Genomic DNA, 26,040 nt, shown 5'->3' on the forward strand with positions numbered 1-26,040 from the left:
GTTGCCCTTGCTGTTCTGAAGAGGGGGAACCACCTGTTTTGGGTCTATCCCCCCCTCCCTCCCCCTCCCCTCCCGCGCCCCACATCCCCCCCCCCGCCCCCCCCCCCCCCCCCCCGGGCCCCCCCCCCCCCCCCCCCGGGCCCGGGCGCCGTGCCGGTCACGGACGTGCCGTGCCGGTCACGGACGTGCCGGTCACGGTACGACGGTGACCGGCCAGCGCCCGGCCTTCACCAGCCGTACCGCCACCGAGCCGATGATCCGGTGGCCGGCCTGCTCGGAGGCGCCCACCACCACCGCGTCCGCCTTCAGATCGTCCGCCGCCTTCACCAGGCCGGTGTAGGGGTCGCCGCGGAAGGTGTGGAACTCCCAGCGCACCTCGTACAGCCCCCTGACCCGCTGGGAGGCCTCCCGGATCTGCTTGACCAGGTCCTCCGCGATCTCGTCGGTCGTGTCGGCGACCGGCGCCCCCATCGCCGCCCCCGCCGCCATGACCGGCTGGACGTACACGACGGCGAGCAGCGCGTGCTGCCGCCTGGCCAGGCCGGCCGCGTACGCCGCGGCACGGAGCGAGGAGTCGGAGCCGTCGACGCCGACCACGATGACCTTCGGCCCGTCCGTGCCCCGCTCGAACTGGTGCGAGTGCTGTTCCGTCACGGCTTCGAGGCTATCGGAAGCCGCAGGTCCGGCCGCCACGCGGGATCCTCCCGGCGGGCGGGGCGCACGCGGCACGCACCCCGACGCCGTTGGGCCGAGGGCCGGCCGCCGGACCGGACGCCCGGGTCGTCGAGATCCGTCGGCGGGGCCGGTCGTCGCCGCCCGTGCGCAAACTCCGGTGAAAGGGGCACCCGTAGACCGCGCCGCGGCCCGGGATCACCCGCGGACACGTCGTCGCCGTCGGCGCCCGGCCTCGCCGAGGGGACGAGGCCGGGCGCGACGCCGCCTTCTACGGCCGGCGTGAACGGACCGTCCCCGGTCCCCTGGTCGCCGTCCCCGCGCGTGCCTCCGCCGCCCGGGCGGCGGCCAACCCGCCCTCACCCGACCGGAAGACGGCGTTCGTCGTATGACCCGAATACTTGAGCCGGGTGAGTGCATTCCTACCGCCGCATCGGTGCAGGTGCGGTGCGCCCGGCTACGGCCGGTCGACTGATGAGTCATGAAGAAGGATCAATTGCTCACCCGACGGCGGCTGTTGCTCGCGGGCGGCGCCGCAGCCCTGGGCGCGGCCGGCACGGTCGGTGTGTTCACGCTCGGCGGGGGCGACGCGCCCGCCGGGTCCACCGCCCCGGTCGCCGGCCCGCAGGCCCGCCGGGCCCGCCAGGCCCGCCAGGCGCTCAAGCCGTCCGCCTACCGCCTCCAACCCCTGACCGGATACGGCCCGCCGCGCGCCGCCCCCGGCCCGACCGTGGTGCGGCACGAGCCGTTCCTGCGGCTGCCCGGAAACGGCCGCACCATGGTGTTGACCTTCGACGACGGACCGGACCCCCGGTACACGCCGCGGGTCCTGGACGTGCTGGCCGAGCACGACGTGCACGCGATGTTCTTCGTGTGCGGGGAGATGGCCTCCTACAACAAGAACCTGCTGGCCAGGATGGCGGACGCCGGTCACGTGATCGGCAACCACACCTGGTCGCACGCCCTGCTGACCAGTCTGAGCGGCGCCCGGATCCGCTCGGAGATGGAAAGCACCAGCGCCGTCGTCGAGGAGGCCTGCGGCGAACGGCCCGCCTGGTTCCGCGCGCCCTACGGGGCCTGGAACCGCACGGTCTTCCAGATCGGCGCCGAACTGGGCATGGAGCCGCTCGCCTGGAGCATCGACACCCTCGACTGGACCACCCCCGGCACGGGCGCCATCGTCGACCGGGTCGAGCACGGCGCCGCCCCCGGCGTCGTGGTGCTCTCCCACGACGCCGGGGGCGACCGCTCGCAGAGTGTCCGCGCGCTGCGCGACTATCTGCCGTACCTGCTGAACAACGGCTATCACATCACCGTGCCGCGAAGGCACCCCGTGTGACGGTGAATCCGCCCGCCCGGGCCGGGGAACGCTCAGCGGACCTCGGCCAGGCGGGCGAAGACGACGACATTGCCGTCGTATCCGTTCTGTTTGGTGAAACCGCCCCCGCAGGTGATGACCCGCAGTTCCGGGGTGCCCTTGGAGGCGTAGACGCGGTCGCCGGGGAAGTTGCTCTTCGCGAAGACCTCGACGCCGTAGATCTCGAACACGGCCGTCTTTCCGTCCTGGCGGGCGACCTCGATGTGATTTCCCTTCTTCAGGGCCCCGAGACCGTAGAAAACGGCGGGGCCCTGCATGTTGTCGACGTGGCCGACCACGACCGCGGTGCCCTTTTCGCCGGGAGTGACGGCACCGGTGAACCAGCCCGCCAGATTGGGGTCCTCCGGCGGCGGTGCCGCCACCCAGCCGTCCACGTCGAGCCCGACCGGCATGACGGGCGCGTCGACCTGGATGGCCGGGATCCGCACCCGGTCGGGGGCGGAGTAGGGCAACGCCTGGAGCGTGGCGGGGGCGGCGGAAGGGACGCGACCGTCCGCGGCGGCCGCCGAGGCGGGCTGCGGCGGGCCCATGTCGAATTCTCCCGAACCATTCCGAATGAGCGCGAGGCCGGTCAGCAGAACCAGCGCTATCACGCCCCAAGGAGCACGCCTCTTCGGCCGCAGCTCCTCCTCGTCCTCGGCCAGCTCGAACGCAGACATTCGACTTCCCCTCTCGACGCGGCCGTCGCCGCGTCATTCGCGCATACGAGAAAGCTATGTCCCGCGCGCGGAACCGGCGACGGGGAAGAAGCGAACGGGTGGCCCCGTACTTCCTTGGTGAGCCATCCGAGTTGCCGAGTAAAGAAATTTTCTGACGGTCCGTGACCTGGGCTGATATCCGGTTGCGCGGTCATCGCCCGGCGTGTTGTCTCACCAGGACGGACCATCGCCGAAATGCGGGCGGGCACGCGGCAACTGAGGGTCGATTGCGGGAGGCGCTTTCTCGCCGATCCACCGGGGACGGGCCCCGGGGCGTCTTCCGCGGAGGATCACATGCGTACTACTCGTGCCCTGGCTGCCTCTGCCGCCGCGGTCGCCGCCCTCGGGCTCGCCGCACCGGCGGCGGTCGCGCGGGACGGCATGAACGTCAACCCGCGCAACATCGTCGCCCTGCCGAGCGTCATCGCCCGCGGCGGGCAGCTCACCATCACCGTCGACGGCTGCCCCACCGGGGGTACCGCCACCTCGGACGCCTTCCAGCAGCCGGCCACCCTGACACCCATTCGCGATGACGGCTCGATTCACAGTGACGGCTCGACCATGCGCCGTGACGGCACGACCGCGAAGGGCACGGCGACGATCAGCCTCAACGCGAGGACCGGATCGCACAGCATCACCGTCAACTGCAACGGCAAGATCCTGACCAACCCGGCCGCCTTCACCGTCATCGGCGGTGTCCGCGGCGGCCTCGGCGGCAGCAGCTCCAGCGGGGCGACGCCGACCGACATCGCGATCGGCGGTGGGCTGGTGGCGGCCGCCGTCGTCGTCGGCGGGCTGTTCTGGATGCGCCGCCGCTCGGAGAGGCAGGTCTGAATCCCCGGGCACACCGGACCCCCGGACCCCCGTTCCCCTTCGCGGGGCCGGGGGTCCGGTGCGTCCGGCCGGGTGCGTCCGGCCGGGTGCCCGCGCGGGGTGGGCCGGTCAGCCCGTGACGTGGGGGAAGAGGTGCAGGAACGGGGAGGCCGAGGCGGGCAGGCCCCGGCTGTAGGGCGCGTCGAAGTCCCAGATGAGGAACAGCAGGAAGGCGATCAGGGCGGAGAACAGGGCAGCCAGCGCCAGTTCCCGGGCGGTGCTCCGGATCTGCAGCGCGAACACCATCCCCACGGTGACCACGGCGCCGCCGATGAGCCCGAACCACACCACCCCCGGCATCGTCGCCCCCTGCGAGTCGGCGCGGGCGCTGCGCGCCTGGTCCGCCGCGGCGACCTGGTCGACCAGGGGCTGGTAGGCCTGTGCCTCGAAGTCCGTCCTCGGCTGGTAGTCGGTGACGTCCCGGCGGACGCGGCCGAGCAGTTCGGCGCCGCGCTCGGTGACCCGGTGGTGTTCCGCCATCGCCTTCCACTCGGTGCCGACGACGTGTCCGACGTAGGCGTCGACATCGCCGCGGACGCGGTCGCGGACGCCGGCCGGGTAGACCCGTACCCGCTCGGAGATCTCGTGCAGGGCGACGGCCTCGCTGCGGACGTGGTCCTGGGCCGCGCTGCGCGCCTCCCACACCCCGGCGATGGCCAGGCCCAGCACGATGGCGTACACCACGCCGATCCACATCGTCATGTACTCGATGACGTCCGGGGTCTCGCTGGGGTCCTCGTCGGCGGCGGCGGTGCGGTGGCGCAGGAAGGTGACAGCGACCACCGCGACGCAGGCGGCCGGCAGCGTGAGGGTGAGAACGAGCCAATCCGGCAAGACGTGCCTCCTGAGGGTCAGCGCGGCCGCAGCGCGGCGACGGCGATCACCGCGGGCGCGGTGATGAGCAGGACGAAGGTGACGGGCGACCGGCGGTGGCGGGGAGGCAGCCGGGGCGGCGCCTGGAAGCGGGGGTAGCTCACCGGAGTCGCGGACGGCCGCGGGGCCGGTGTGGCCGAGTGCCGCGGGACGGGTCTGGGAGCGGGCGCCGACGGGTGCGGCGGGGGTGCGGGTGGCGGGGGAGCGGGAGGGGCGGGCGGTGGCTGGGGCCGCGGCTGCGTCGGCCGGGCCGACGGGGGCTTCGGCGGCGGGGCCGGAATCCTGGTCGGCGTCGGCGTCGGCGTCGGCGTGGGCGTGGGCGTGGGTGTCGGCGTCGGGGTGGTCTGCGGGGGGTCCGGGCAGGCCGGGGGTGTCGGCCAGGTGGCCGGGGATGTCGGCCAGGCATGGTTCCCGGCGACCGCCACCGCCGTGGTGCCGCCCGGCCCGGTCGACGCGTAGGCGCAGGCGTCGGCGGCCGCGACACCGGCCGGGGCGGCCAGCAGCAGCCAGGTCAGCGCCGCCGACGCCAACATCCGTACGACGAGGCCGGATCGGGACGGTTCGGGTCGATGCACGACGGAGAGCATGAGCCGCCGCGGGGCGTCACATGCCGCCGCGCCGGGAGGGTTGGCCCGAAGGGAGGATGCGTGGGCTGTGCCGGTTTGGCCGCGACCGGTGCCACATGTCGGCGTGGTGGACACTTGCGCGGGATGTCGCACCGGTTCACAGATCCCGGAAAGAAATTCGTGCCGCGGTTGAACACATCCGCGTGCTCCGTGCGTACCCAGTGTCGTGCGGCGGCGCAGCAGGGCGCTGCGACACCCGTTGTGATTTTGGGGAGTTGACGATGAAGACCTCCTGGCGGAGCGCCTCACTCGTGGCAAGCGCTGCGGCCGTGCTGGCGCTGACGACGGCGTGCGGTCAGGAAAACGCCACGTCGGCGGGCACGCAGAACGTGGGCGCCACGGCGGCGGCGGGGGACTACGGAAGTGTGGGCGCCGCCGCGAGCGCGAGCCCCAGCAACGGATACGGCGCGGACGGCCAGGGCGCCGCGACCCAGACCTCCGCCGCGGGCAAGCTGTCCGTCGCCCAGAACCCGGAACTCGGCAAGGTGCTGACCGACGGCGCCGGCCTGACTCTCTACCGCTTCGACGCGGACACCGCCGAGCCGCCCAAGTCCAACTGCGACGGAGCCTGTGCCACGACCTGGCCGCCCGTGCCCGCGGACGACGCCACCGCGGGCGCCGGTGTCGACAAGTCCCTGCTCGGTGAGGTCACCCGGGCCGACGGCAGCAAGCAGCTGACCATCGGCGGCTGGCCCGCGTACCGCTACGCGAAGGACACCAAGGCCGGGGACATCACGGGACAGGGCGTCGGCGGCAAGTGGTACGCGCTGGCCCCGGACGGCAAGAAGGCCACGCTGGCCTCCCTGCCCGGACTGTCCACCCGTAACGATCCCAAGCTCGGTGAGATCGTCGTCGACAAGAACGGCCACACGGTCTACCGCTTCATGAAGGACGAGGCCTGGCCCAAGCCCGTGTCCGCCTGCACCGGCTCCTGCCTGGAGAAGTGGCCGGCGGTCGGCCCGGTGGCCGCGAACGACACCAAGGGCGTGCAGAAGAAGGGCCTGATGAGCTTCACCCGGCCCGACGGCGTCAAGCAGCAGACCATCAACTGCTGGCCCGTCTACACCTTCTCCGGTGACAAGAACCCCGGGGACACCAACGGTCAGGGCATCGGCGGCACCTGGTACGCCGTCGCGCCCGACGGAAAGCCGGTCGGCGCGCCGAAGCAGTAGCGGTCGCCTCCCCACGGCTGATCGCCCGGCAGCGCGCTCGACCCACCGTCCGCCCCCTCCGCACCGCACGGAGGGGGCGGACCGTTGTGCGTCATGCCCGGACATGGTGGTATCGCTTCGTTCGTATCGTCCTGGACCGGAATCTTGCGGAAGGCTCCGATACCTTTCGCAGCGAGTGTGTGGTATGTCAAATCGGCACATGCCGCAGGCAGTGACCGGGAACGGATGGTCAATTTCCGTTTCCTCTCGCCCTGTTGGCAGGCGATCAGTAGCCTCACTTCGAACACCGGATCGCCTACGCCTGGAGAGATAGATGGAGCGTCCCGCCTGGGCCCCACGGAGCATCGACATCTCGGTGCCGAGCGTTTCGCGAATCTACGACTACTACCTGGGCGGTTCGCACAACTTCGAGGTCGACCGGGAAGCGGCCCGCAAGGCCATGGAGTTCCTGCCGGGACTCCCCAAGATCATGCAGGCCAACCGGGCGTTCATGCGCCGCGCGGTGCGCTTCGCGGCCGCCGAGGGCATCACCCAGTTCCTCGACATCGGCTCCGGCATACCGACGTTCGGCAACGTCCACGAGGTGGCCCAGGCGGCCGCACCCGGCACCCACGTCGTCTACGTCGACCACGACCCGGTCGCCGTCGCCCACAGCCAGGCGGTGCTGCAGGGCAACGACGACTGCGGCGTCGTCGCCGCCGACCTGCGCAAGCCCGAGGAGATCCTGGAAAGTTCCGAAGTCCGGCGGCTGATCGACCTGAACCGCCCGGTGGCGCTGCTTCTGGTTGCCATACTGCACTTCGTGGAAGACCAGGACGACCCGTACGAGGCGGTGGCCCAGCTGCGCGACGCGCTCGCGCCGGGCAGTCTGCTGATCCTCACCCATGCCTCGTACGAGGGAATACCGCTCCCTCAGGAGCGGGCCGCGGGCACCGTGGACGTCTACAAGGACATCCGCAACCCGCTGATCATGCGCTCGCGCGACGAGATCGCGCGGTTCTTCGAGGGGTACGACATGGTGGAACCGGGACTGGTGCCGATGCCGCTCTGGCGGCCGGAGACGGCGCCGGAGGACGAGGATCCCTTCGCCTTCTCCGGTTTCGCGGGCGTGGGGCGTACGGCGTGATCGAGGAACCGGACGGCCCGGAGGGCAGACTGCGCCGGTTCGCGACGATCTGGAGCCGGGCCGTGTTCCCGGTGACCTCCACGTCGCTGACCCGGCCCGAATTCGAGGAACAGCTCCTGCCGCTGGCGCGGCGGTTGAGTCAGGCACTGCACACCCGGGCCTTCGACGCGGACCAGGGCAGGGCCGCCGGCGCCGCCCTGGTCACCGCGCACTGCACCGACCCGGAGGCCCTCAGCCGCACCCTGGACTGCGTCGACGCCTACCTGGTGCTGTACTGCGGCGAGGACGGCGACCAGGAGGAGCTGCGGGCCCGTTCGGCGCGGCTGCAGCACGCCATGGCCGCCGGGTTCGCGCAGGCGCTGCGGGAGCGGACGCTGGCCGAGCAGGAGGCCATATCGGCGGCAGCCCTGACGGCGCAGGGGGTGGTGGCGCAGGCGCTGCACGCCAGCGAGGCCCGGTTCCGGGCGGTCTTCGAAGGCGCGGCGATAGGCATCGGCATAGCCGACCTCGAGGGCAACATCCTCCAGGTCAACGGGGCGCTGCTGCGCATGTTCGGCCAGTCCCCGCAGGCCTTCCGGGGCCGTAACGTCACGGAGTGGACGCACCCCGAGGACGCGCCGCAGACCTGGCGGCTCTACGAGGAACTCGTGCGCGGCGAGCGCGAGCACTACCACCTGGAGAAGGCGTTCAACCGGTCTGACGGAACGGTTCTGTGGACGAACCTGACGGTCTCCCTGCTGCGCGACCCCGACGGCAACCCGCAGTACCAGCTGGCCCTCATGGAGGACACCACCGAGCGGCGGCTGCTCAACCTGCGCCTGCGCTACGAGGCCACGCACGACGCGCTCACCGGCCTGCCCAACCGCACCTTCTTCTTCGAACGTCTGGAGAAGGCGCTCGGCGCCGGGGAGGGCCACCGTTTCGGCCTGTGCTACCTCGATCTGGACGGCTTCAAGACCGTCAACGACAGCCTCGGTCACGCGGCCGGCGACCGGCTGCTGGTCGAGGTCGCCGACCGGCTGCAGGCGTGCGCGACCGCGCCCGGCGAGATGGTCGCCCGGCTGGGCGGCGACGAGTTCGTCGCGCTCACCACCGGCCCCGACACCGAGCGCGGGGTCGACGAGCTCGCCACCCGCATCATGAACGCCCTCATCGCCCCGATCAGCGTCGACGGCCGGGAGCTGACCGTGCGCGGCAGCATCGGCATCGTCGAGGGCCCGGCGGCGGAGCGCAGCCCGGCGGAGGTGCTGCGCAGCGCCGACATCACCATGTACCGGGCCAAGTCGGCGGGCGGCAACCGCTTCGAGCTCGCCGACCCCGAGGCCGACGCCCGCGTCATCACCCGGCACGGGCTGACCACCGCGCTGCCGACGGCGCTGGACCGGGGCGAGTTCTTCATCGAGTACCAGCCGCTGGTCCACCTCGGCGACGGCAGCGTGCGCGGCGCCGAGGCGCTGGTGCGGTGGCTGCATCCGCAGCACGGCGTCCTCGGCCCGGACCGTTTCATCCCGCTCGCCGAACACACGGGCCTGATCGTGCCGCTCGGCCGCTGGGTGCTGGAGCAGTCCATCCGGCAGGCCCGCGCCTGGCGCGAACGGCACGGGGCGGGGGCGGACGCGGGGCCGTTGCGCATCAACGTCAACCTCTCGCCGTGCCAGCTCACGCATCCCGGCCTGGTCCAGGACACCGTGGACATCCTCGAGCGGGCCGGCGTCGAACCGCACGCGCTGTGCCTGGAGGTCACCGAGTCCGCGCTCATCGGCGCCGACGACGACCTGCTCAAACCGTTGCGCCGGCTGGCGGAGATGGGCGTCGACATCGCCCTGGACGACTTCGGCACCGGCTACTCCAACCTGGCCAACCTGCGCCGGCTGCCGGTGAGCGTCCTCAAGCTGGACCGCTCCTTCACCCAGAGCATGCAGCAGTTCCCCGCCGACCCCGTCGACCTGAAGATCGTCGAGGGGATCGTCTCGCTCGCCCACAGCCTGGACCTCGCGGTGACCGTGGAGGGCGTGGAGACCGGAGCCCAGGCCGAGCAGCTGCGGCTGCTGGGCTGCGACACGGCCCAGGGCTGGTACTACGCCCGCCCGGGCCCGCCGGACCGCCTGCACGAGCTGGCGCTGGTCGACGCGACGGGCTGACGCCCCGACGGGCTGACGCCCCGACCCGCACGCCGTCATGTGCGGGTGACGCGTGAACCGGCCGACGACGTGGGCGCGGCGATCGCGGGCGAACCGACCCCCCGGACCCGGCGGTCCGCTCCCGCGTTGAGACCGCCTGCCCGACCTCAGTTCGTGTCGGGGGCGTCCCGCGTAGCCGACGGGCGCGGGCCTGTTCGCGCGACTGGTGGCGTGCACGGTGTTCCGTGCGGCCGGCCGCGCACGGTGCTGGACGGCCGACGGGCCGCGGTGCTCGGGCCGCGGTGCCCGGGCCGCGCAGCCCGGCCCGCGGAGCCCGGGCCGAGTGGGGACGGTCGGCCCGGTCGGGCCGGCGTCGGATCACCGCCCGGCCGTCCCGGACGGTCGGTGGTCCGCGGAGTCCGGTCCGCCCTGCCCGCGCGACCCGCCGTGCCCGCGCGACCCGCCCGGGCCGCGCGGGCAGGGCGCGGTGGCGTCGGGTCAGCGTTCCAGCAGCATCCGCTGCAGCTCGCGGGCCGCTCGTGGCGGAGCCACGTCGCTGCGGTGGGCCAGGGCGATGATGCGGTGCAGGCCGGGGCGGGCCAGCGGGGTGACCCGCAGGCCGCGGCCCGACCGGGTCGCGACCATGCGGGGGACGACGGCCACGCCCAGGCCCGCCCGGACGAAGCCCAGCACCGCGTCCATCTCGCCGCCCTCCACCGCGAAGTCCGGCTCGAACCCCTCGGCGCGGCACGCGGCCACGGTCAGTTCGCGCAGGTCGTAGCCGTGCCGGAACATCACCAGACGCTCGCCCTCCAGGTCGGCGACGCGCACGGTCCGCCGGCCCGGTCCGCCGGGCGCCGGCGCCTCCGGCGAGGAGACCACCACCAGATCCTCGCGCAGCAGCTCCACCGTCGTCAGCGCGGGCGACGGCGTCGGCAGCGGCAGCACCACCAGGGCGAGGTCGAGGGCGCCGCGGGCGAGCTCCCGTACCAGGTCGTGGGAGCCGCCCTCCTCGACCATCAGCCGGATGCCGGGGTAGCGGTCGTGGAAGGCGCGCAGCACGTCCGGCAGCAGGCCCGTGCACAGGCTCGGCGTCGCGCCCAGCCGGACCCGCCCGCCGCGCAGCTGCACCAGCTCCTGCACCTCGTACCGGGCCGTCTCCGCGTCGGCGAGGATCCGCCGGGCCAGCGGCAGCAGGGCCTCGCCGGCGTCGGTGAGGCTGATGTTGCCGCGCGCCCGCAGGAACAGGTCGGCCCCCAGCTCCCGCTCCAGCGCCTTGATCTGCTGCGACAGCGACGGCTGGGCCACGTGCACGAGTTCGGCGGCCCGGGTGAAGTGCCGGGTCTCGGCGACGGCCACGAAGTACTGGAGTTGCTGGAACTGCATACACCCACGATAGTGCCGGCCTATGGAAACAAGGCGGACCATGTCTTGGACCGATGGGGCCTTTCGGTCCTAACGTCAGGACACATGGCTCTGGCAACGCGGACGGACCGACGGCCGTCTATGGCGCGCACCGTGTGGGACTCCTCCGTCGGCAAGAAGACGGTGATGGCCGTCAGCGGCGTGATCATGCTGCTGTACCTGGTCGCCCACGTGATCGGCAACCTGAAGATCTTCTTCGGCCCGCAGGAGTTCAACCACTACGCGCACTGGCTGCGCACCGTGGGCGAACCGTTCATGCACTATGAGTGGACGCTGTGGCTGATCCGCGTGGTCCTGGTGGTCGCGGTCGTCGCGCACGCCGTCTCCGCGTACCAGCTCAGCCGCCGCGACATCAAGGCGCGTCCCAGCAAGTACGTGCACTCCAGGCCGCGGGCGAGCTACGCGACGCGGACGATGCGCTGGGGCGGGATCATCCTCGGCCTGTTCATCGTCTGGCACATCCTCGACCTGACCACCGGCACCGCCCACCCGGGCGCCTTCCAGGAGGGCCACCCGTACCAGAACGTCGTGGACACCTTCTCCACCTGGTACGGCAACGCCGTCTACATCCTCGCGGTGCTGGCGCTCGGCCTGCACATCCGGCACGGCCTCTGGAGCGCCGCCCAGACCCTTGGCCTCGGCAGCCGCGCCCGCGACCGCGCCCTGAAGACCGTCGCGAACGTCCTCGCGCTGCTGCTCACGGCCGGCTTCATCGCCGTCCCCGTGGGCGTCATGACCGGAGTGGTGAGCTGACATGACCTACACCGCCTACACGACCGGTGAGCCGGTCGCCGACACCAAGGCCCCGTCCGGCCCGGTCAACGAGCGCTGGGACAAGCGCCGTTTCGAGGCCAAGCTGGTCAACCCCGCCAACCGGCGCAAGCACACCGTCATCGTCGTCGGCACCGGTCTGGCCGGCGGTTCCGCGGGCGCCACGCTCGCCGAACAGGGCTACCACGTGGTCCAGTTCTGCTACCAGGACTCCCCGCGCCGCGCCCACTCCATCGCCGCGCAGGGCGGCATCAACGCGGCGAAGAACTACCGCAACGACGGCGACTCCGTCCACCGCCTCTTCTACGACACCGTCAAGGGCGGCGACTTCCGGGCGCGCGAGTCCAACGTCCACCGCCTGGCCCAGATCTCCGTCGAGATCATCGACCAGTGCGTGGCGCAGGGCGTGCCGTTCGCCCGCGAGTACGGCGGCCTGCTCGACACCCGCTCCTTCGGCGGCGTCCAGGTCTCCCGCACCTTCTACGCCCGCGGTCAGACGGGCCAGCAGCTCCTGCTCGGCGCCTACCAGGCGCTCAGCCGGCAGATCGCGGCCGGCAACGTCGAGATGCACCCGCGCACCGAGATGCTCGACCTGATCGTCGTCGACGGCCGGGCCCGCGGCATCGTCGCCCGGGACCTGATCACCGGCAAGATCTCCACCTACTTCGCCGACGCCGTGGTCCTGGCGTCCGGGGGCTACGGCAACGTCTTCTACCTGTCGACGAACGCCATGAACTCCAACGCCACCGCCATCTGGCGGGCGCACCGGCGCGGCGCGTACTTCGCCAACCCGTGCTTCACGCAGATCCACCCGACCTGCATCCCGCGCACCGGCGAACACCAGTCCAAGCTGACGCTGATGAGCGAGTCGCTGCGCAACGACGGCCGGATCTGGGTGCCGAAGGCCAAGGGCGACACCCGGCCCCCGAACCAGATCCCCGAGGACGAGCGCGACTACTACCTGGAGCGCATCTACCCGTCCTTCGGCAACCTGGTCCCGCGCGACATCGCCTCCCGCGCCGCGAAGAACGTCTGCGACGAGGGCAGGGGCGTCGGCCCCGGCGGACAGGGCGTCTACCTCGACTTCGCCGACGCCATCGCGCGCATGGGCCGGAAGGCCGTCGAGGCGAAGTACGGCAACCTCTTCGACATGTACCAGCGGATCACCGACGAGGATCCGTACCGGGTGCCGATGCGGATCTACCCGGCCGTGCACTACACGATGGGCGGCCTGTGGGTCGACTACGACCTGCAGACCACCGTCCCCGGCCTGTTCGCGATCGGCGAGGCCAACTTCTCCGACCACGGCGCCAACCGGCTGGGCGCCTCCGCCCTGATGCAGGGCCTGGCCGACGGCTACTTCGTGCTGCCGGCGACCATCAACGACTACCTCGCCCGCAACCCGCACCAGGGCGAGGTGGGCGACGGACACCCGGTCGTACGGGAGGTGCTGGCCGAGACCGAGGACCGGCTGACGCGGCTGCTCTCGGTCGACGGCGACCGCACCCCCGACTCCTTCCACCGCGAGGTCGGCGAGCTCATGTGGGAGTTCTGCGGCATGGCGCGTACCGAGGCGGGGCTGCGCAAGGCCCTGGAGCGCATCCCGCAGATCCGCGAGGAGTTCTGGCGGCGGATCAAGGTGCCGGGCACCGGCGAGGAGTTCAACCAGTCGCTGGAGAAGGCCAACCGCATCGTCGACTACCTCGAGCTCGCCGAGCTGATGTGCCTGGACGCGCTGCACCGCGCCGAGTCCTGCGGCGGCCACTTCCGCGAGGAGTCCCAGACCCCCGACGGCGAAGCCGCCCGCCGGGACGACGAGTTCGCCTACGCGGCCGCCTGGGAGTTCACCGGCACCGGCGACGCTCCCGTCCTGCACAAGGAAGACCTGGTCTTCGAGTACGTCCACCCCACTCAGCGGAGCTACGCATGAAGCTCACCCTGCGCGTCTGGCGGCAGAAGAACGCCGACGCGGAAGGCACCATGTCCACGTACGAGGTGGACGGCATCTCCTCCGACATGTCCTTCCTGGAGATGCTCGACACGCTCAACGAGGAGCTCATCCTCAAGGGCGAGGACCCGGTCGCCTTCGACCACGACTGTCGCGAGGGCATCTGCGGCGCGTGCTCGCTCGTCATCAACGGCGACGCGCACGGGCCGGAGCGCACCACCACCTGCCAGCTGCACATGCGGTCCTTCAAGGACGGCGACACCATCGACATCGAGCCCTGGCGCGCGTCCGCGTTCCCGGTGATCAAGGACCTGGTGGTGGACCGCTCGGCGTTCGACCGGATCATCCAGGCCGGCGGCTACATCACCGCGCCCACCGGCTCCGCCCCGGAGGCGCACTCGACGCCGGTGCCGAAGCCGGACGCCGACTTCGCCTTCGAACACGCCGAGTGCATCGGGTGCGGGGCGTGCGTCGCCGCGTGCCCGAACGGCGCGGCGATGCTGTTCACCTCCGCCAAGATCAACCATCTGAACGTGCTGCCGCAGGGCGCGCCCGAGCGGGAGACCCGGGTGCTGGACATGGTCGCGCAGATGGACGAGGAGGGCTTCGGCGGCTGCACGCTGACCGGCGAGTGCGCCACCGCCTGCCCCAAGGGCATCCCGCTGATGTCCATCACCAGCATGAACAAGGAGTGGCTGCGCGCCACCCGGAAGGTCGCCAAGCGGTAGCGCCTGCGCTTGGCACAGTGAACGTTCGCCGAGGGCGCGGACGGGCGGGGCCGGGAGTGGTGCTCCCCGGCCCCGTCTCGCATGTCCGGCGGTCGCCGGGGGCGCCGCGCGAGCCGTTCAACAACCTCACACCGGCACTCCTGGCGCCGGTCACGCGAAGGTCAGCCGGCCTCGGAAGAACAGGGGCGGCAGATCGCACGCCCCGGTTCTGCTCCCCGCCTCGCCGACCCGGCCCGCGACCAGGAGACAGCCATGACCGCCACCGCACTCGACCTTCCCCCGCAGCCCGCGGCCCCCGCCCGCTACACCGTCACCCTCGCCCGCGACGAGTCCGACGTGCGCGCCGCGCAGCGGCTGCGGCACGAGGTGTTCGCCGGGGAGCTGGGCGCCCTGCTGACCGGCCCGGAGCCCGGCCTCGACATCGACCCCTTCGACGCGTACTGCGACCACCTGCTGGTGCGCGAGGAGACGACCGGGCAGGTCGTCGGCACCTACCGGCTGCTGCCCCCGGAACGCGCCGCGGTCGCCGGACGCCTCTACGCCGAGGGCGAGTTCGACCTCGGCCCGCTCGACGCCATCCGGCCCGGCCTGGTCGAGGTGGGCCGCTCCTGCGTGCACCCCGGCCACCGGGACGGCGCCGTCATCGGGCTCATCTGGGCCGGCATCGCCCGCTACATGGTCGACCGCGGCCACGACTGGCTGGCCGGCTGCTGCTCCGTCCCGCTCGCCGACGGCGGCGCGCTCGCCTCCGCGACCTGGGACCGGGTGCGGACCAAGCACCTGGCCCCCGAGGAATACCGGGTACGGCCGCTGCTGCCGTGGATCCCGGACGCGGCGACGTCCGCCGCCCCGGCCGAGCTGCCGGCGCTGCTGCGCGGCTACCTCCGCCTCGGCGCCTGGGTGTGCGGGCAGCCCGCGCACGACCCGGACTTCGGGGTCGCCGACCTGTACGTGCTGCTGCCGATGCGCCGGGTCAACCAGCGCTACCTGCGGCACTTCCTCTCCCTCGTCCCGGCCTGATGAGCGGCTGGCTCCCCAGCGCTCCCTGCACCCCCGGGGCGTGCCTGGAGCCGGCGCGGCCGACGGCCACGGGGCTGGCCGTGCTGCGGCTGGCCGCGGTGCTCGCCCTGGTCCTCGCCGGCATCGCGCTGTCACCGCTCGGCGGGCACCTGCCGGCCGGGCTGGTGCGGTGGTGGTGCCGGTGCATCGTGCGGGCCGCCGGAGTGCGGGTCCGGGTCACCGGCGCCGCCCCGCCCACCGGCGGACTGCTGCTGGTCGCCAACCACATCTCGTGGCTGGACGTCCCGCTGCTGGCCGCCGTCCGCCCGGCCCGGATGCTGGCCAAGGCGGAGATCCGGCGGTGGCCAGTGCTGGGCCGGCTGGCCGCCCGGGGCGCCCTCTTCATCGAACGCGACCGGCTGCGCTCGCTGCCCGGCACGGTCGCCCGCATCGCGGACGCCCTGCGCGCCGGCCGGGCGGTCGCGGTCTTCCCCGAGGGCAGCACCTGGTGCGGCCGCGCCCAGGGCCCCTTCCGCCGCGCCGCCTTCCAAGCCGCGCTCGACGCCCGGGTCCCGGTGCAGCCGGTGCGCCTGCGCTACCGGAACGCCGCCGGAACGGCCAGCACGGCGCCCGCCTTCGTCGGCGACGACGCGCTGGCGGCCTCGGTGTGGCGGGTGGTGTCGACGCGCGGGCTGGTGGCGGAGGTCGAGACAGGCGCCGTCATCCTCCCGGGCAGCCACCCCGACCGGCGCAGCATGGCGCGTGCCGCCCAGCCGGACGCGCCGGCCGCTCCGGACCCGGCCCATGCCGGGCCGAGGACGGCCGTCGGGCCGAGGACGGCCGTCGGGCCTACGGCGGCAGTCGGACCGCCGGACGGACGGACCGCGGCGGAAAAATCCTGACGGCGCGGGAGCGGAGAAAATCCGGTGGGGAAAAGGGGGTCCGGCATCGTGGCCGGTTTTTCCGGCCGATGTTTTTCCGTGGCGCCGAATCGTTCCGTGCTAGGCTCAGCGTCAGTTGCAGTCGTGGTTGCCATTCTTGCCATTTTTCGGGCAGGTGATCATCACAGCGATGAGGAGGCCCGCGAGGTGCGGGCACCCTAGCACTTGCCTTAGGAGAATTTGACATGGCCACCGGTACCGTGAAGTGGTTCAACTCGGAAAAGGGCTTCGGCTTCATCGAGCAGGACGGCGGCGGCGCTGACGTCTTCGCCCACTACTCGAACATCGCCACCCAGGGCTTCCGTGAGCTGCAGGAAGGCCAGAAGGTGACCTTCGACGTCACGCAGGGCCAGAAGGGCCCGCAGGCGGAGAACATCCTTCCCGCCTGACACCAGCGACGGTCGTGACGCGCGCCTGAGTTGTCGGCGCGCGGTCGCGAGCCAGGGGCCCGCACCTCGGTGCGGGCCCCTGGGCTGTTTCCGGACGATTTTTCCGCCGTCCGATCGAGTGGAATTTTCCGGCGCGAAGGCGCGATTTTCCGCAGCCGTTTTTTGCCGCTTCCGGTCGCGCCCGGTCAGTGGGACGCGCGGTGGTTCAGCCCGCGCGAGAGTTCCCGGCGGAGCGATGTCCGCCGCCGGACCGTGGTGCCGGGCTCCCGCGTCACGCCGAGCCGCCGCCGGCCGCGCGTTCCCGGGACGCCTCGATCTCCGCGTACGCCGCGTCCCGGCCCTCCCAGTGCGATCCCTCGACGGACTTGCCCGGTTCGAGGTCCTTGTAGACCTCGAAGAAGTGGGTGATCTCCAGCCGGTCGAACTCGGCGATGTCGCCGATGTCCTGCACATCGGCGTAGCGCGGGTCGTGGGCCGGGACGCACAGCACTTTCTCGTCGGGCCCGTGCTCGTCCTTCATGCAGAACATGCCGACGGCCCGGCACTCGACGGCGCAGCCGGGGAAGGTGGGGTCGGCGGTCAGGACCAGCGCGTCGAGCGGGTCGCCGTCACGGCCCAGCGTGCCGTCGATGTAGCCGTAGTCGGCCGGGTACTGGGTCGAGGTGAACAGCATGCGGTCCAGGCGGATGCGGCCGAGCCGGTGGTCCATCTCGTACTTGTTGCGGGAACCCTGGGGAATCTCCACGATCACGTCGAACTGCACGAAGGCCTCCTGGTGTCGTAGGTGTTCTCGTCCGGCCGGCGGGTGAGCGCGGTCACATAGGTCTGTTCCCAGGAACCATGCCCCGGCACGCCGGGGGTCCTCCGGGAAGCCCAACGAACGGGATGCAGAGTTGCAAAATTTCGCAATTCGTTAGATGCTGTATTCGCTGTGCTCGCAGGTAGCCGCGGGTGCGGCCTTACGCACCGGCCCCGAGACGGGGCTTCGCAGAAAAGCCGAGGGTTCGTGTCCGTTCCGCTGTACCAGGCCAAGGCCGAGTTCTTCCGGATGCTCGGACATCCGGTCCGTATCCGAGTGCTGGAGTTGCTGCAGAGCGGGCCGAAACCGGTACGGGACCTGCTCGCCGCCATCGAGGTCGAGGCCTCCGGCCTCTCCCAGCAGCTCGCGGTGCTGCGCCGCTCGGGCATCGTCACCTCCACGCGGGAGGGCTCGACGGTCGTCTACGAACTGGCCGGCGGCGACGTCGCCGACCTGCTGAAGGCCGCCCGCCGCATCCTCACCGAGATGCTGTCCGGGCAGAACGAACTGCTGGCCGAGCTGCGGGAAGCCGAGGTCACGGCGCGATGACGACCCCCACCCGAACCGGCCGGACGTGGGCCCGGATCGCCGCACTGCTGCCCGGCCGTGACGATCTGGCACAGATGCGGCGCAACCCGCGCCGGGACCTCCTCGCGGGCCTGACCGTGGCCATCGTCGCCCTGCCCCTCGCCCTGGGCTTCGGCGTCTCCTCCGGGCTCGGCGCGGAGGCCGGACTGGCCACCGCGGTGGTGGCCGGCGCACTCGCCGCGATCTTCGGCGGATCCAACCTGCAGGTGTCCGGCCCGACCGGGGCGATGACCGTGGTCCTCGTGCCGATCGTCGCCCGGTACGGTCCGGGCGGCGTGCTCACCGTCGGCCTCATGGCGGGACTGATGCTCGTCGGCCTGGCGCTGCTGCGGGCCGGAAAGTACATGCGGTACGTGCCCGCCCCTGTCGTCGAAGGCTTCACCCTCGGCATCGCCTGCGTGATCGGCCTGCAGCAGGTCCCCAACGCGCTCGGCGTGCCGAAGCCGGAAGGCGACCGGGTGCTGGTGGTGACCTGGCGGGCGGTCGAGGCGTTCGCCGGTTCCCCGAACTGGACGGCGGCCGGCTTCGCCGTCGCGGTGGCCGCGATCATGCTGGTCGGCGCCCGCCTGCGGCCGACCGTGCCGTTCTCCATCCTTGCCGTGATCGCGGCGACCGTCGTGGCGCAGCTGGCCCACCTGGACGCGGCGAAGCCGATCGGCGATCTGCCCGCCGGGCTGCCCGCTCCGTCGCTGTCCTTCCTGGAACTCGGCTCGCTCGGCACCCTGCTCGCCCCCGCCGTCGCGGTCGCGGCGCTGGCCGCGCTGGAGTCGCTGCTGTCGGCGTCGGTCGCCGACGGCATGACGGTGGGTCAGCAGCACGATCCCGACCGCGAACTCTTCGGCCAGGGGCTGGCCAACATCGTCGCCCCGCTGTTCGGCGGCGTGCCCGCGACCGGCGCCATCGCCCGTACGGCCGTCAACGTCCGCACCGGCGCGGGCTCCCGGCTGGCGGCACTCATCCACGCCGCGATCCTCGCCGTGATCGTCTTCGCGGCGGCGCCCCTGGTCTCGAAGATCCCGCTGGCCGCGCTGGCCGGCGTGCTGCTGGCCACCGCGATCCGCATGGTCGAGGTCGGCTCCCTGCGAGCGATGGCCCGGGCCACCCGGTCCGACGCGGTGATCCTCGTCCTGACCGCCGTCGCCACCCTGGCCCTCGACCTCGTGTACGCGGTGATCATCGGCCTGGTCGTGGCCGGCGCCCTCGCCCTGCGCGCGGTGGCCGCGCAGGCCCGGCTCGACCAGGTGCCCCTCGACCGCGGCGACCACAGCGCCGAGGAGCACGCCCTGCTCGCCGAGCACATCGTCGCGTACCGCATCGACGGGCCCCTGTTCTTCGCCGCCGCGCACCGATTCCTGCTGGAGCTGACCGAGGTCGCGGACGTGCGCGTCGTCATCCTGCGTATGTCGCGGGTGTCCACCATCGACGCCACCGGCGCGCTGGTCCTGAAGGACGCGGTGCAGAAGCTGAAGCGGCGCGGCATCCTCGTCATCGCCTCGGGCATACGTGCCGAGCAGCGCCAGGTCCTGGACTCCGTCGGCGCATTGGACCTGCTGTGCCCCGGCGGCCGCGAGTACGCCACCACCCCGGAGGCGATCCAGGGCGCCCGGCACCTGCTGGAGTTCTCCGGGGTGCTGCCCGCCGGCCCCGCCCGGAGGGCCGGGGCCTCCCACGAGGAAGCCGTGCGATGACCGCACAGACCGCACAACTGGCGGCCCTGCCCTTCCGGCACGTTCTCACGGTGCCCGCGGAACCCTCCGCCGTCCGGCTCGCCCGGGAGACGGCCGAACTGGCCCTGGCCGAGTGGGGGATCAACCCCCACCATCCCACCGTGGACCCCGCCCTGCTGATCCTCAGCGAGCTGGTCACCAACAGCGTCCGGCACGCCGCCGACCGCTCCCCGCAGGTCACGGTGATCTACGCGGCCGGCGCCGACTGCCTGGCCTTGGCCGTCCACGACCGGCACCCCCACCGGCCCACGCTGCCCGGACCGGCCACCGGCGACGGCTCGGGCGGGCTTGCCACCGTCATGGAACTCACGCTCGGCCTCGGCGGTACCGCCGTGATCCGCGCCGACGCGGACGGCGGCGGCAAGAGCATCTGGATCACCCTGCCTCTCTGACCGACCGGACAGCAGACCCCGACCGGCAACCCCCGCAAGGAAGTTCATCACCATGACCATCGACTGGCGTTACACCGTCGAGGAGAACGTCGGCATCCTGTCCGTCGCAGGCTACCTGGGCCCGGAGGCCGTCCGCCGCTTCAGCGGCGCGGTCGGCTGGGCGCTGGCCCGGGGCACCGGCCCGGTCGTCGTCGACCTGACGGAACTGCGCAGTTGGTCGCCCGAGGGGCAGCTGGCCATCACCGAGGCCGCCGTCCGGCTCGCCCGGGCGGGTCGGCGACTGGAGCTGGCCGCCATCCCGGCCGACGGCTCCCTCGTCCCGGCCGGCGACTGCCCGCCGATCCCCGTCCACGCCGACCTGGCCGCCGCTCGCGCCGCGCACAGCGCGGAGCCCGGCGAACAGGTGGAGGGCCGCCACGAGTGGTGCACCACCGGCTGGCCGGCCGGGGACCACGCGGACGCCTGACCGACCCCGGACCACCGCACCGCACTGCACCGCACCGGGCCGCGCGAGAACGAGTCGTGGCCGCCTGCGTGCTGTCCGGTGCGCGTGGCGCGCGTCCGTGGTCACCGGCTCGCTTGCCGGGTGCCGGGTGCCGGGTGCCGGGTGCCGGGTGCCGGGTGCCGGTGTCCGGCCGTTCGTCTCGGATGGCGCCACTGCCCGCTCCGGTGGCGGATCAGCCGCGTCCTGCTCCCACCACCCGGTATCCGGTGACGATCACCGGCCGGATGCGTATCAACTGGCCCGGCTCCGCGTCGAGCCACGGCATGAGCAGCCGGTGGTAGCGGGCGAGCGCGTCGGGGTCCTCCACCCGGGTGGCCGTCCCGGTCACCACCACGCTCCACCCGGTCCGCGTCGCCGCGTCGATCTCGTCGGCCTCGTAGGCCACCACCTCGGACAGCAGCGCCCGCCCCAGCAGGGCCGCCCCGCCGTGCGTGCGCACGATCAGGTCGCCGCCCTCGACGAGGTGGTTCACCGGACGGATCGCGGGCAGCGCCCGCTCACTGAACGCCACCCGCCCCAACTGGACGGTCCCCAGCAGCCGTAGGGCCTCCTCGTGGCTCAGCTCGACCATGCGCCGGGACGAACCGGACGCCGGGAGCTGCGGGATCACGAGGCCCTCGCGCCCGGCATCATGCGACCGGCTCCCTCGGGCCACAGGATCTCGACGTCCATGCCGCTGCTGCGGGCGAAGGCCACCAGATGGGCCGTCGCGTCACGGCCGCTGGAAGGGGAGCCGTCCCACACCGCCAGCAGACGCTCGCAGGAGCGCAGCAGGCTCTCGTCCGCGCCCACGCACGCGTCGCGGTCGGACGGGTCGAACTCCAGCAGCCGTACCTGCTCCGAGAGCAGCAGCAACTCGCCGGCCGCCCTGCGATCGCCCGGCCGCAGCACCTCGGGCACGCCGTTCCTGGACGGCAGGACGGTCACCAGGGCCAGTCCCGCGGCGCGGGCGGCCCTGCCGAAGGCGACCGGCAACCCCTGACCGGCGCGCACCAGCCCGGCCCGGCCCGCCCTCGCGAAACCTGCCAGCCGCTTGCGCAGCTCTTCCTCCAGCATCGCCAGCGTGGGCGCGGTGAGGTCGGAGTGTCCCACCACAGCGATCACTTCGGGCAGTCCTTCCGGGCTTGTGCGGGTGGCGCAAGTGTCCGATCGGGGAGAGTCTCCCCTCGGCCGCCGCACAGCGTGCCAGACCGCGCGCGACCGGCACCAGGGCCGGTCGGCCCTACCCCCGGGGGTTTGTGCCCGCCTCCACAGGCAGGCCGAACCGGACCACGACGATCTTCCCGTCGTGGTCGACGGCGGGCTCCGCGCCGACGCTGCCGCCGTGGTCGGCGGTCACCTCGGTCACCAGCCGCAGCCCGGCGCCCATGCCCTCCGCGCTGAGGTCGGGCAGCCGGGGATCGGCGTCGGCCACGCCGACGACCAGCTGCCCGGCCGCGACCGTGAGCCCCACGTCGATCACCGGGGTGCGCGGGGCGTGCCGCAGCGCGTTCGTGACCAGTTCGCTGGTCACCAGCAGCACCGCGTCCGCGAACGCCGACCTGGGTGCGACGCCGACCGCGGGCAGGTGCCCGGTCAGCGCCTCCCGGGCGCGCCGCACCGTCTCGGGGCCCGGCGTGAGGGAGGCGACGTGCCGGCGTACCGCCCGTGGCGCGGGTTCGACGACCGCCCGCTGTCCGCCCCGCCGCCACGGCAGCCGGAACCGGCCGCCGACGGTCAACGCGCCGGTCCCGTCGCGCGCAGTTCGTCCAGCAGGTCCTGCCTCCCGGTCAGCAAGGTGGCCAGGATCCGCCGGGCGGCGGCGAGCAGTTCGGCCACGTCGCCGCCGGCCAGCTCGTACACCACCGTGGAGCCGGTGCGGGTGGCGGTGACGATGCCCGCGCGGCGCAGCACGGCGAGTTGCTGGGACAGGTTCGACGGCTCGACCTCGATCGCGGCGAGCAGCTCGCGCACCGGTTTCGGCCCGTCCTGCAGCAGCTCCAGCACGCGTATGCGGACGGGGTGCCCGAGCATCCGGAAGAACTCGGCCTTCGCCTCGTACAGCGGAACCGGCATCCCGGTCACTCTCCTGTCACCTAGTGAATTGAAGAACTCTTCAATTCTAAGGCCGCTTCGCACGGGGTGGAGACGCAGGTCACACCGGCCCGCGTCACACCGCGCCCGGCCGTTCCGTCAGAGAAGTGGAAGTGCCCACGAATACACGGGAGTCGACCATGGAAGCTCGTCTGAACCTCTTCGCCAACGCCGTCGCAGGCCGGTTCTTCAAGCACCTCAACGCGGCGGGCGGCACGGTCACGAACTCGCCGTTGCCGCTCGCGACGCAGGAACTGGTGAAGCTGCGCGCCAGCCAGATCAACGGCTGCGGGTTCTGCACCGACATGCACGGCAAGGAGGCCGCGCACGCCGGGGAGAGCCAGACGCGCCTGAACCTGGTGGCGGCCTGGCGGGAGGCCACGGTGTTCACCGACGCCGAGCGCGCCGCGCTCGAGCTGGCGGAGCAGGGCACCCGCATCGCGGACGCGGCGGGCGGTGTCACGGACGAGGCGTGGGCGAACGCCGCCAAGCACTACGACGAGGATCAGCTCGCCGCCCTGGTGTCCCTCATCGCCGTCATCAACGCCTACAACCGCCTCAACGTCATCGTCCGGCAGCCCGCCGGCGACTACACGGTGGGCCAGTTCGGCTGACATCTGCCGGCCTGTCCCCTCAGCGGTCCGGCGGCCACGGCCGTTCCGGGGCGACGAAGGGCCGCAGGTGGTCGGCGGCGATCCGCAGCCCGGTCTTCGTCCGCTCGAGCGTGCCGCCCCACACGGGATCCTCGTGCTCGACCGCGACGGCGCCGTCGTAGCCGGCCCGGTGGAGCCTGTCGACGAGGCGGTTGAAGTCGAGCGAGCCCCGCCCCGGGACGCGGTAGCGCCACCAGCCCACGTCCGTCGGCGAGCCGCGTCCCACCGTCTTGCCGAACACGCCGTAGCGGGTGCGGGCGCTCTCGTCGATCTCGACGTCCTTCGCCTGGACATGCGCGACGATGCCCCGCTCCAGGGCGTGGTCCAGGGCGGCGACCGGGTCGATGCCCAGCCACACCAGGTGGGAGGGGTCGTAGGTGAGGAGGAAGCCGCGGCCCTCGCCGCCGAGGCCGGCCATCCAGTCCCACAGTTCCGGGGAGTAGGCCAGGTTGCCGGGGTATCCGTCCGGGTGCCAGCCCTCCATGGGGCAGTTCTCGGCGAGCAGCCGGACGCCGCGTTCGGCCGCGTAGTCCAGCAGCGGCGGCAGGATCCGTTCGGCCAGCTCGATGCCGGCGGCGACGGGCCGGGTGACGTCGCGGCCGACGAAGGTGTTGACGTGGGGGACGTCCAGGGCCTGCGCGGCGTCGACACAGGCCCGCAGGTGACGGTGGACGCGGTCGCGTTCGCCGGGGTCGGGGTGCAGGTTGTTGTCGCAGTAGGTGACCGCGGAGACGGTGAGTCCGTGCCGGTCCAGCAGTTCGCGGACGCGCGCCGCGTCGTCGCGGGAGAAGCCGGCGACGTCGAGGTGGGCGGCGTGGTGCGGGTGCGTGCCGCCGGACGGCCAGGCCGCCAGCTCCAGGTCCTGGTAGCCGGTGCGGGAGGCGAAGGCCGCGACCTCGTCGAGGGAGAGTTCGGGCAGGCACGCGGTGAGGAGCCCGAGTCTCATCGGCCCGCCGCCGATCCGGTGAGCACGGTCAGCCACTGCCGGGTGTCCCGGGTGTTGAGGTGGTCGGGGCCGTGCCGCCGGGTCTGCGCCCGCGCCACCCGCCGCAGTTCGCGGACCGCCCGGCGGCGCGTGAGGCCGCCGCGGCCGGGCCGCGCCAGGGCGTGGGCGACGGCGAGGTACTTGCGGGTCTCCAGCGTGTCCGGGTGGCGGCGCCCCAGGACCCGTGCGCGGTCGGCGAGCAACGGCCGGAGAACCGCCAGCGCCCCCGCCGCGTCCCCGGACCGCACCAGCATCTTCCCCTGGGAGTGCCGGGCGTCGAGGGTGTCGGGGTGGCCGGGGCCCAGCTCGCGCGACCTGAAGGCGATCACCGAGTCGTAGGCGTCCTCCGCCTCGTCGTGCCGGCCCTGGCAGGCCATCGCCCAGGACAGCATGCACGCGATGTGCAGCTTCAACGCCATCTCGTCGGCGGGCACTCGATCCGCCAGCGACCGCAACTCCGCCTCCGCCTCGGCGAAGCGGCGCTCGCCCACCAGGGCCCAGCCGAGCAGGCGGCGCGTGCGGAACGTCTCCGGCGCGCCCGGGCCGAAGACCCGGACCTCGTCCGCGCCGAGCTCGCGCAGCAGCGCCTCCGCCCGCCGGAAGCGGCCCAGTTGGAGCAGCGCGTGGGCGTGGGCGCGGCGGATGCCGAGCACGGCCGGATGCCCGGGATCCAGGCTCTGCGTCAACGGGCGTGCGGCGACGGCGAGTTCCTTCGCCGTGTGCTCGTCCCGGTCGTCGATGAACGCCTCGCACGCGGTCACCGCGGCCGCGAGCAGGCCCGCCGCGGTGTCCCGGTCCGCCGGGCGCTCGAGCTGTTCGCGCAACCGGGCGGTCAGCGCCGCGAACTCCCGGCGGCGGCCCGGGGGCAGCGCCCGGACGTCCTCGAAGCCGTCCAGACGGACGGGCGTGACCGCGGCGAGCGCCTCGGCCATCCGCGCACCGCCGCGCCGGAGCCACAGGGACAGGGCGTGGCCGGTGGCCCTGGCCAGCCTGGTGAGCGGCCCGGCCTCCTCGTCGTGCAGGATGAAGTGGAGGTCCGGCAGCCACGTCTCCTCGTAGATGTCGGTGCGCTGGTCGGGTGGCAGCCTGCGGGCGGCCAGCCGCAGGACCAGGAACGGCAACCGGAAGAGACGGGCGCGGATCTCCTGGCTGAGCAGGTCGCACACGACGAGGCAGGCGAGCGCTCCCGCCAGGGCCACCACGAAACCGGCCGTGACGGAGGCCGCGCTCACGAGGGATCTCCCTGCGGGCGCAGGATCCCGACGCCCGCGTCCACGGGCGGACGCAGTCGCTCGCTGAGCGCGGCGAGCTCCAGTCGGGCCGACTCGATCCCTTCGGGGCTGAGCCGGTACATACGGCGCGCAGGGCGGCCGGCCACGGAGGGATCGATGTCCTCCTGCTCCTTGACCAGCCAGCCGGCCGCCTGCAGCCGGGCCACGATCGGGTACAGCTTGCCGCTGGGGAAGCCGGTCACCCGCATGAGGTCGTAGCCGTAACGAGGCCGGCCGACGTCTTCGAGGAAGACCCGCAACACGGTCGCCACGGCGACGGTCATTCGCACAGAGGGCACAGAAGGCAC

The 26,040-nt window shown here is 72.7% G+C and carries 29 protein-coding genes; 16 read left to right on the forward strand and 13 right to left on the reverse strand.

From position 1 onward, the window contains the following. Positions 1 to 192: 192 nt before the first annotated feature. Positions 193 to 654, reverse strand: coding sequence for a universal stress protein (locus ACZ5GT_RS33910; protein ID WP_469034070.1), 462 nt, complete (start codon positions 652 to 654; stop codon positions 193 to 195). 499 nt (positions 655 to 1,153) lie between these two features. Between ACZ5GT_RS33910 and ACZ5GT_RS33915 the strand changes: the two genes are divergently transcribed. Further along, positions 1,154 to 2,011, forward strand: a complete 858-nt coding sequence (locus tag ACZ5GT_RS33915; RefSeq protein ID WP_469034072.1) for a polysaccharide deacetylase family protein — start codon at positions 1,154 to 1,156, stop codon at positions 2,009 to 2,011. Positions 2,012 to 2,043: 32 nt separating this feature from the next. Here the strand turns inward: ACZ5GT_RS33915 and ACZ5GT_RS33920 are convergent, their stop codons facing one another. Continuing rightward, complete coding sequence (locus tag ACZ5GT_RS33920; RefSeq protein WP_469034075.1) at positions 2,044 to 2,709, reverse strand: class F sortase; 666 nt, start codon at positions 2,707 to 2,709, stop codon at positions 2,044 to 2,046. A gap of 333 nt (positions 2,710 to 3,042) precedes the next feature. Here ACZ5GT_RS33920 and ACZ5GT_RS33925 point away from each other — a divergent pair, with 333 nt between their 5' ends. Next, a complete protein-coding gene (locus ACZ5GT_RS33925) occupies positions 3,043 to 3,582 on the forward strand; it encodes a hypothetical protein (protein WP_469034077.1) in 540 nt (179 codons plus the stop codon). A 108-nt stretch (positions 3,583 to 3,690) separates the two neighbouring features. Here ACZ5GT_RS33925 and ACZ5GT_RS33930 read toward each other — a convergent pair whose 3' ends face one another. Together ACZ5GT_RS33930 and ACZ5GT_RS33935 are read right to left on the reverse strand one after the other, a co-directional pair. After that, positions 3,691 to 4,455: a bestrophin-like domain gene (locus ACZ5GT_RS33930; protein ID WP_469034078.1), complete on the reverse strand. Its 765-nt coding sequence runs from the start codon at positions 4,453 to 4,455 to the stop codon at positions 3,691 to 3,693. A 17-nt stretch (positions 4,456 to 4,472) separates the two neighbouring features. Further along, positions 4,473 to 5,069: a hypothetical protein gene (locus ACZ5GT_RS33935; RefSeq protein ID WP_469034080.1), complete on the reverse strand. Its 597-nt coding sequence runs from the start codon at positions 5,067 to 5,069 to the stop codon at positions 4,473 to 4,475. A gap of 272 nt (positions 5,070 to 5,341) precedes the next feature. Here ACZ5GT_RS33935 and ACZ5GT_RS33940 point away from each other — a divergent pair, with 272 nt between their 5' ends. The 3 genes from ACZ5GT_RS33940 to ACZ5GT_RS33950 all read left to right on the forward strand — a co-directional run bounded on the left by ACZ5GT_RS33940 (position 5,342) and on the right by ACZ5GT_RS33950 (position 9,559). Beyond that, a complete protein-coding gene (locus ACZ5GT_RS33940) occupies positions 5,342 to 6,292 on the forward strand; it encodes an SCO0930 family lipoprotein (RefSeq protein ID WP_469034082.1) in 951 nt (316 codons plus the stop codon). A 313-nt stretch (positions 6,293 to 6,605) separates the two neighbouring features. After that, positions 6,606 to 7,418: an SAM-dependent methyltransferase gene (locus tag ACZ5GT_RS33945; RefSeq protein ID WP_469034084.1), complete on the forward strand. Its 813-nt coding sequence runs from the start codon at positions 6,606 to 6,608 to the stop codon at positions 7,416 to 7,418. Continuing rightward, complete coding sequence (locus tag ACZ5GT_RS33950; RefSeq protein ID WP_469034086.1) at positions 7,415 to 9,559, forward strand: putative bifunctional diguanylate cyclase/phosphodiesterase; 2,145 nt, start codon at positions 7,415 to 7,417, stop codon at positions 9,557 to 9,559. Before ACZ5GT_RS33945 ends, ACZ5GT_RS33950 begins: the two co-directional genes overlap by 4 nt. Positions 9,560 to 10,036: 477 nt before the next feature. On the opposite strand, the gene ACZ5GT_RS33955 is transcribed toward ACZ5GT_RS33950, so the two are convergent. Continuing rightward, entirely contained in the window at positions 10,037 to 10,924 is an 888-nt protein-coding gene (locus ACZ5GT_RS33955; protein ID WP_469034088.1) for a LysR family transcriptional regulator, read from the reverse strand. A gap of 120 nt (positions 10,925 to 11,044) precedes the next feature. Between ACZ5GT_RS33955 and ACZ5GT_RS33960 the strand changes: the two genes are divergently transcribed. From ACZ5GT_RS33960 to ACZ5GT_RS33985, 6 genes are all read left to right on the forward strand, one after another. Beyond that, the gene (locus ACZ5GT_RS33960; protein ID WP_469034090.1) at positions 11,045 to 11,716 is read left to right on the forward strand and encodes a succinate dehydrogenase; all 672 of its coding nucleotides are present in this window, start codon (positions 11,045 to 11,047) and stop codon (positions 11,714 to 11,716) included. 1 nt (position 11,717) lies between these two features. Then, entirely contained in the window at positions 11,718 to 13,664 is a 1,947-nt protein-coding gene (locus ACZ5GT_RS33965) for a fumarate reductase/succinate dehydrogenase flavoprotein subunit (protein ID WP_469034092.1), read from the forward strand. Beyond that, complete coding sequence (locus ACZ5GT_RS33970) at positions 13,661 to 14,410, forward strand: succinate dehydrogenase/fumarate reductase iron-sulfur subunit (RefSeq protein ID WP_469034094.1); 750 nt, start codon at positions 13,661 to 13,663, stop codon at positions 14,408 to 14,410. Before ACZ5GT_RS33965 ends, ACZ5GT_RS33970 begins: the two co-directional genes overlap by 4 nt. 252 nt (positions 14,411 to 14,662) lie before the next feature. Beyond that, the gene (locus ACZ5GT_RS33975; RefSeq protein WP_469034097.1) at positions 14,663 to 15,430 is read left to right on the forward strand and encodes a GNAT family N-acetyltransferase; all 768 of its coding nucleotides are present in this window, start codon (positions 14,663 to 14,665) and stop codon (positions 15,428 to 15,430) included. After that, on the forward strand, positions 15,430 to 16,311 hold the full coding sequence (locus tag ACZ5GT_RS33980; RefSeq protein WP_469034100.1) for a lysophospholipid acyltransferase family protein: 882 nt from the start codon (positions 15,430 to 15,432) through the stop codon (positions 16,309 to 16,311). Before ACZ5GT_RS33975 ends, ACZ5GT_RS33980 begins: the two co-directional genes overlap by 1 nt. A 224-nt stretch (positions 16,312 to 16,535) precedes the next feature. Next, positions 16,536 to 16,739: a cold-shock protein gene (locus ACZ5GT_RS33985; protein ID WP_042152846.1), complete on the forward strand. Its 204-nt coding sequence runs from the start codon at positions 16,536 to 16,538 to the stop codon at positions 16,737 to 16,739. A 271-nt stretch (positions 16,740 to 17,010) separates the two neighbouring features. On the opposite strand, the gene ACZ5GT_RS33990 is transcribed toward ACZ5GT_RS33985, so the two are convergent. Beyond that, entirely contained in the window at positions 17,011 to 17,502 is a 492-nt protein-coding gene (locus ACZ5GT_RS33990; RefSeq protein WP_469034104.1) for an inorganic diphosphatase, read from the reverse strand. A gap of 243 nt (positions 17,503 to 17,745) precedes the next feature. Here ACZ5GT_RS33990 and ACZ5GT_RS33995 point away from each other — a divergent pair, with 243 nt between their 5' ends. Genes ACZ5GT_RS33995 through ACZ5GT_RS34010 form a run of 4 tightly spaced genes read left to right on the forward strand, consistent with a single transcriptional unit; the run spans position 17,746 to position 20,711 of the window. Next, complete coding sequence (locus tag ACZ5GT_RS33995; RefSeq protein WP_469034106.1) at positions 17,746 to 18,087, forward strand: ArsR/SmtB family transcription factor; 342 nt, start codon at positions 17,746 to 17,748, stop codon at positions 18,085 to 18,087. Next, positions 18,084 to 19,814: a SulP family inorganic anion transporter gene (locus ACZ5GT_RS34000; RefSeq protein WP_469034108.1), complete on the forward strand. Its 1,731-nt coding sequence runs from the start codon at positions 18,084 to 18,086 to the stop codon at positions 19,812 to 19,814. The genes ACZ5GT_RS33995 and ACZ5GT_RS34000 overlap by 4 nt, the downstream gene beginning before the upstream one ends. Further along, complete coding sequence (locus tag ACZ5GT_RS34005; protein WP_469034112.1) at positions 19,811 to 20,245, forward strand: ATP-binding protein; 435 nt, start codon at positions 19,811 to 19,813, stop codon at positions 20,243 to 20,245. Before ACZ5GT_RS34000 ends, ACZ5GT_RS34005 begins: the two co-directional genes overlap by 4 nt. A 52-nt stretch (positions 20,246 to 20,297) precedes the next feature. Further along, positions 20,298 to 20,711: an STAS domain-containing protein gene (locus tag ACZ5GT_RS34010; RefSeq protein ID WP_469034114.1), complete on the forward strand. Its 414-nt coding sequence runs from the start codon at positions 20,298 to 20,300 to the stop codon at positions 20,709 to 20,711. 211 nt (positions 20,712 to 20,922) lie between these two features. Here ACZ5GT_RS34010 and ACZ5GT_RS34015 read toward each other — a convergent pair whose 3' ends face one another. The 4 genes from ACZ5GT_RS34015 to ACZ5GT_RS34030 form a co-directional block, all read right to left on the reverse strand. After that, the gene (locus ACZ5GT_RS34015; protein WP_469034116.1) at positions 20,923 to 21,360 is read right to left on the reverse strand and encodes a pyridoxamine 5'-phosphate oxidase family protein; all 438 of its coding nucleotides are present in this window, start codon (positions 21,358 to 21,360) and stop codon (positions 20,923 to 20,925) included. Further along, positions 21,357 to 21,854, reverse strand: coding sequence for a hypothetical protein (locus ACZ5GT_RS34020; protein ID WP_469034119.1), 498 nt, complete (start codon positions 21,852 to 21,854; stop codon positions 21,357 to 21,359). The genes ACZ5GT_RS34015 and ACZ5GT_RS34020 overlap by 4 nt, the downstream gene beginning before the upstream one ends. 118 nt (positions 21,855 to 21,972) lie before the next feature. Beyond that, positions 21,973 to 22,470, reverse strand: a complete 498-nt coding sequence (locus tag ACZ5GT_RS34025) for an ATP-binding protein (RefSeq protein WP_469034121.1) — start codon at positions 22,468 to 22,470, stop codon at positions 21,973 to 21,975. Then, entirely contained in the window at positions 22,467 to 22,805 is a 339-nt protein-coding gene (locus tag ACZ5GT_RS34030; protein WP_324785993.1) for an ArsR/SmtB family transcription factor, read from the reverse strand. Before ACZ5GT_RS34030 ends, ACZ5GT_RS34025 begins: the two co-directional genes overlap by 4 nt. 158 nt (positions 22,806 to 22,963) lie before the next feature. On the opposite strand from ACZ5GT_RS34030, the gene ACZ5GT_RS34035 reads away from it, so the two are divergent. After that, the gene (locus ACZ5GT_RS34035) at positions 22,964 to 23,437 is read left to right on the forward strand and encodes a carboxymuconolactone decarboxylase family protein (protein WP_469034124.1); all 474 of its coding nucleotides are present in this window, start codon (positions 22,964 to 22,966) and stop codon (positions 23,435 to 23,437) included. A 19-nt stretch (positions 23,438 to 23,456) separates the two neighbouring features. On the opposite strand, the gene ACZ5GT_RS34040 is transcribed toward ACZ5GT_RS34035, so the two are convergent. The 3 genes from ACZ5GT_RS34040 to ACZ5GT_RS34050 are packed head-to-tail and all read right to left on the reverse strand — an operon-like array spanning position 23,457 to position 26,031. After that, positions 23,457 to 24,422, reverse strand: a complete 966-nt coding sequence (locus tag ACZ5GT_RS34040) for a sugar phosphate isomerase/epimerase family protein (RefSeq protein ID WP_469034126.1) — start codon at positions 24,420 to 24,422, stop codon at positions 23,457 to 23,459. Continuing rightward, positions 24,419 to 25,693 (reverse strand): tetratricopeptide repeat protein, encoded by a 1,275-nt coding sequence (locus ACZ5GT_RS34045; protein ID WP_469034129.1) that lies wholly within the window; start codon positions 25,691 to 25,693, stop codon positions 24,419 to 24,421. Before ACZ5GT_RS34045 ends, ACZ5GT_RS34040 begins: the two co-directional genes overlap by 4 nt. Then, entirely contained in the window at positions 25,690 to 26,031 is a 342-nt protein-coding gene (locus ACZ5GT_RS34050; RefSeq protein WP_469034132.1) for a PadR family transcriptional regulator, read from the reverse strand. Before ACZ5GT_RS34050 ends, ACZ5GT_RS34045 begins: the two co-directional genes overlap by 4 nt. Positions 26,032 to 26,040 lie beyond the last annotated feature (9 nt).

Source organism: Streptomyces sp. NPDC031340 (assembly GCF_055569945.1).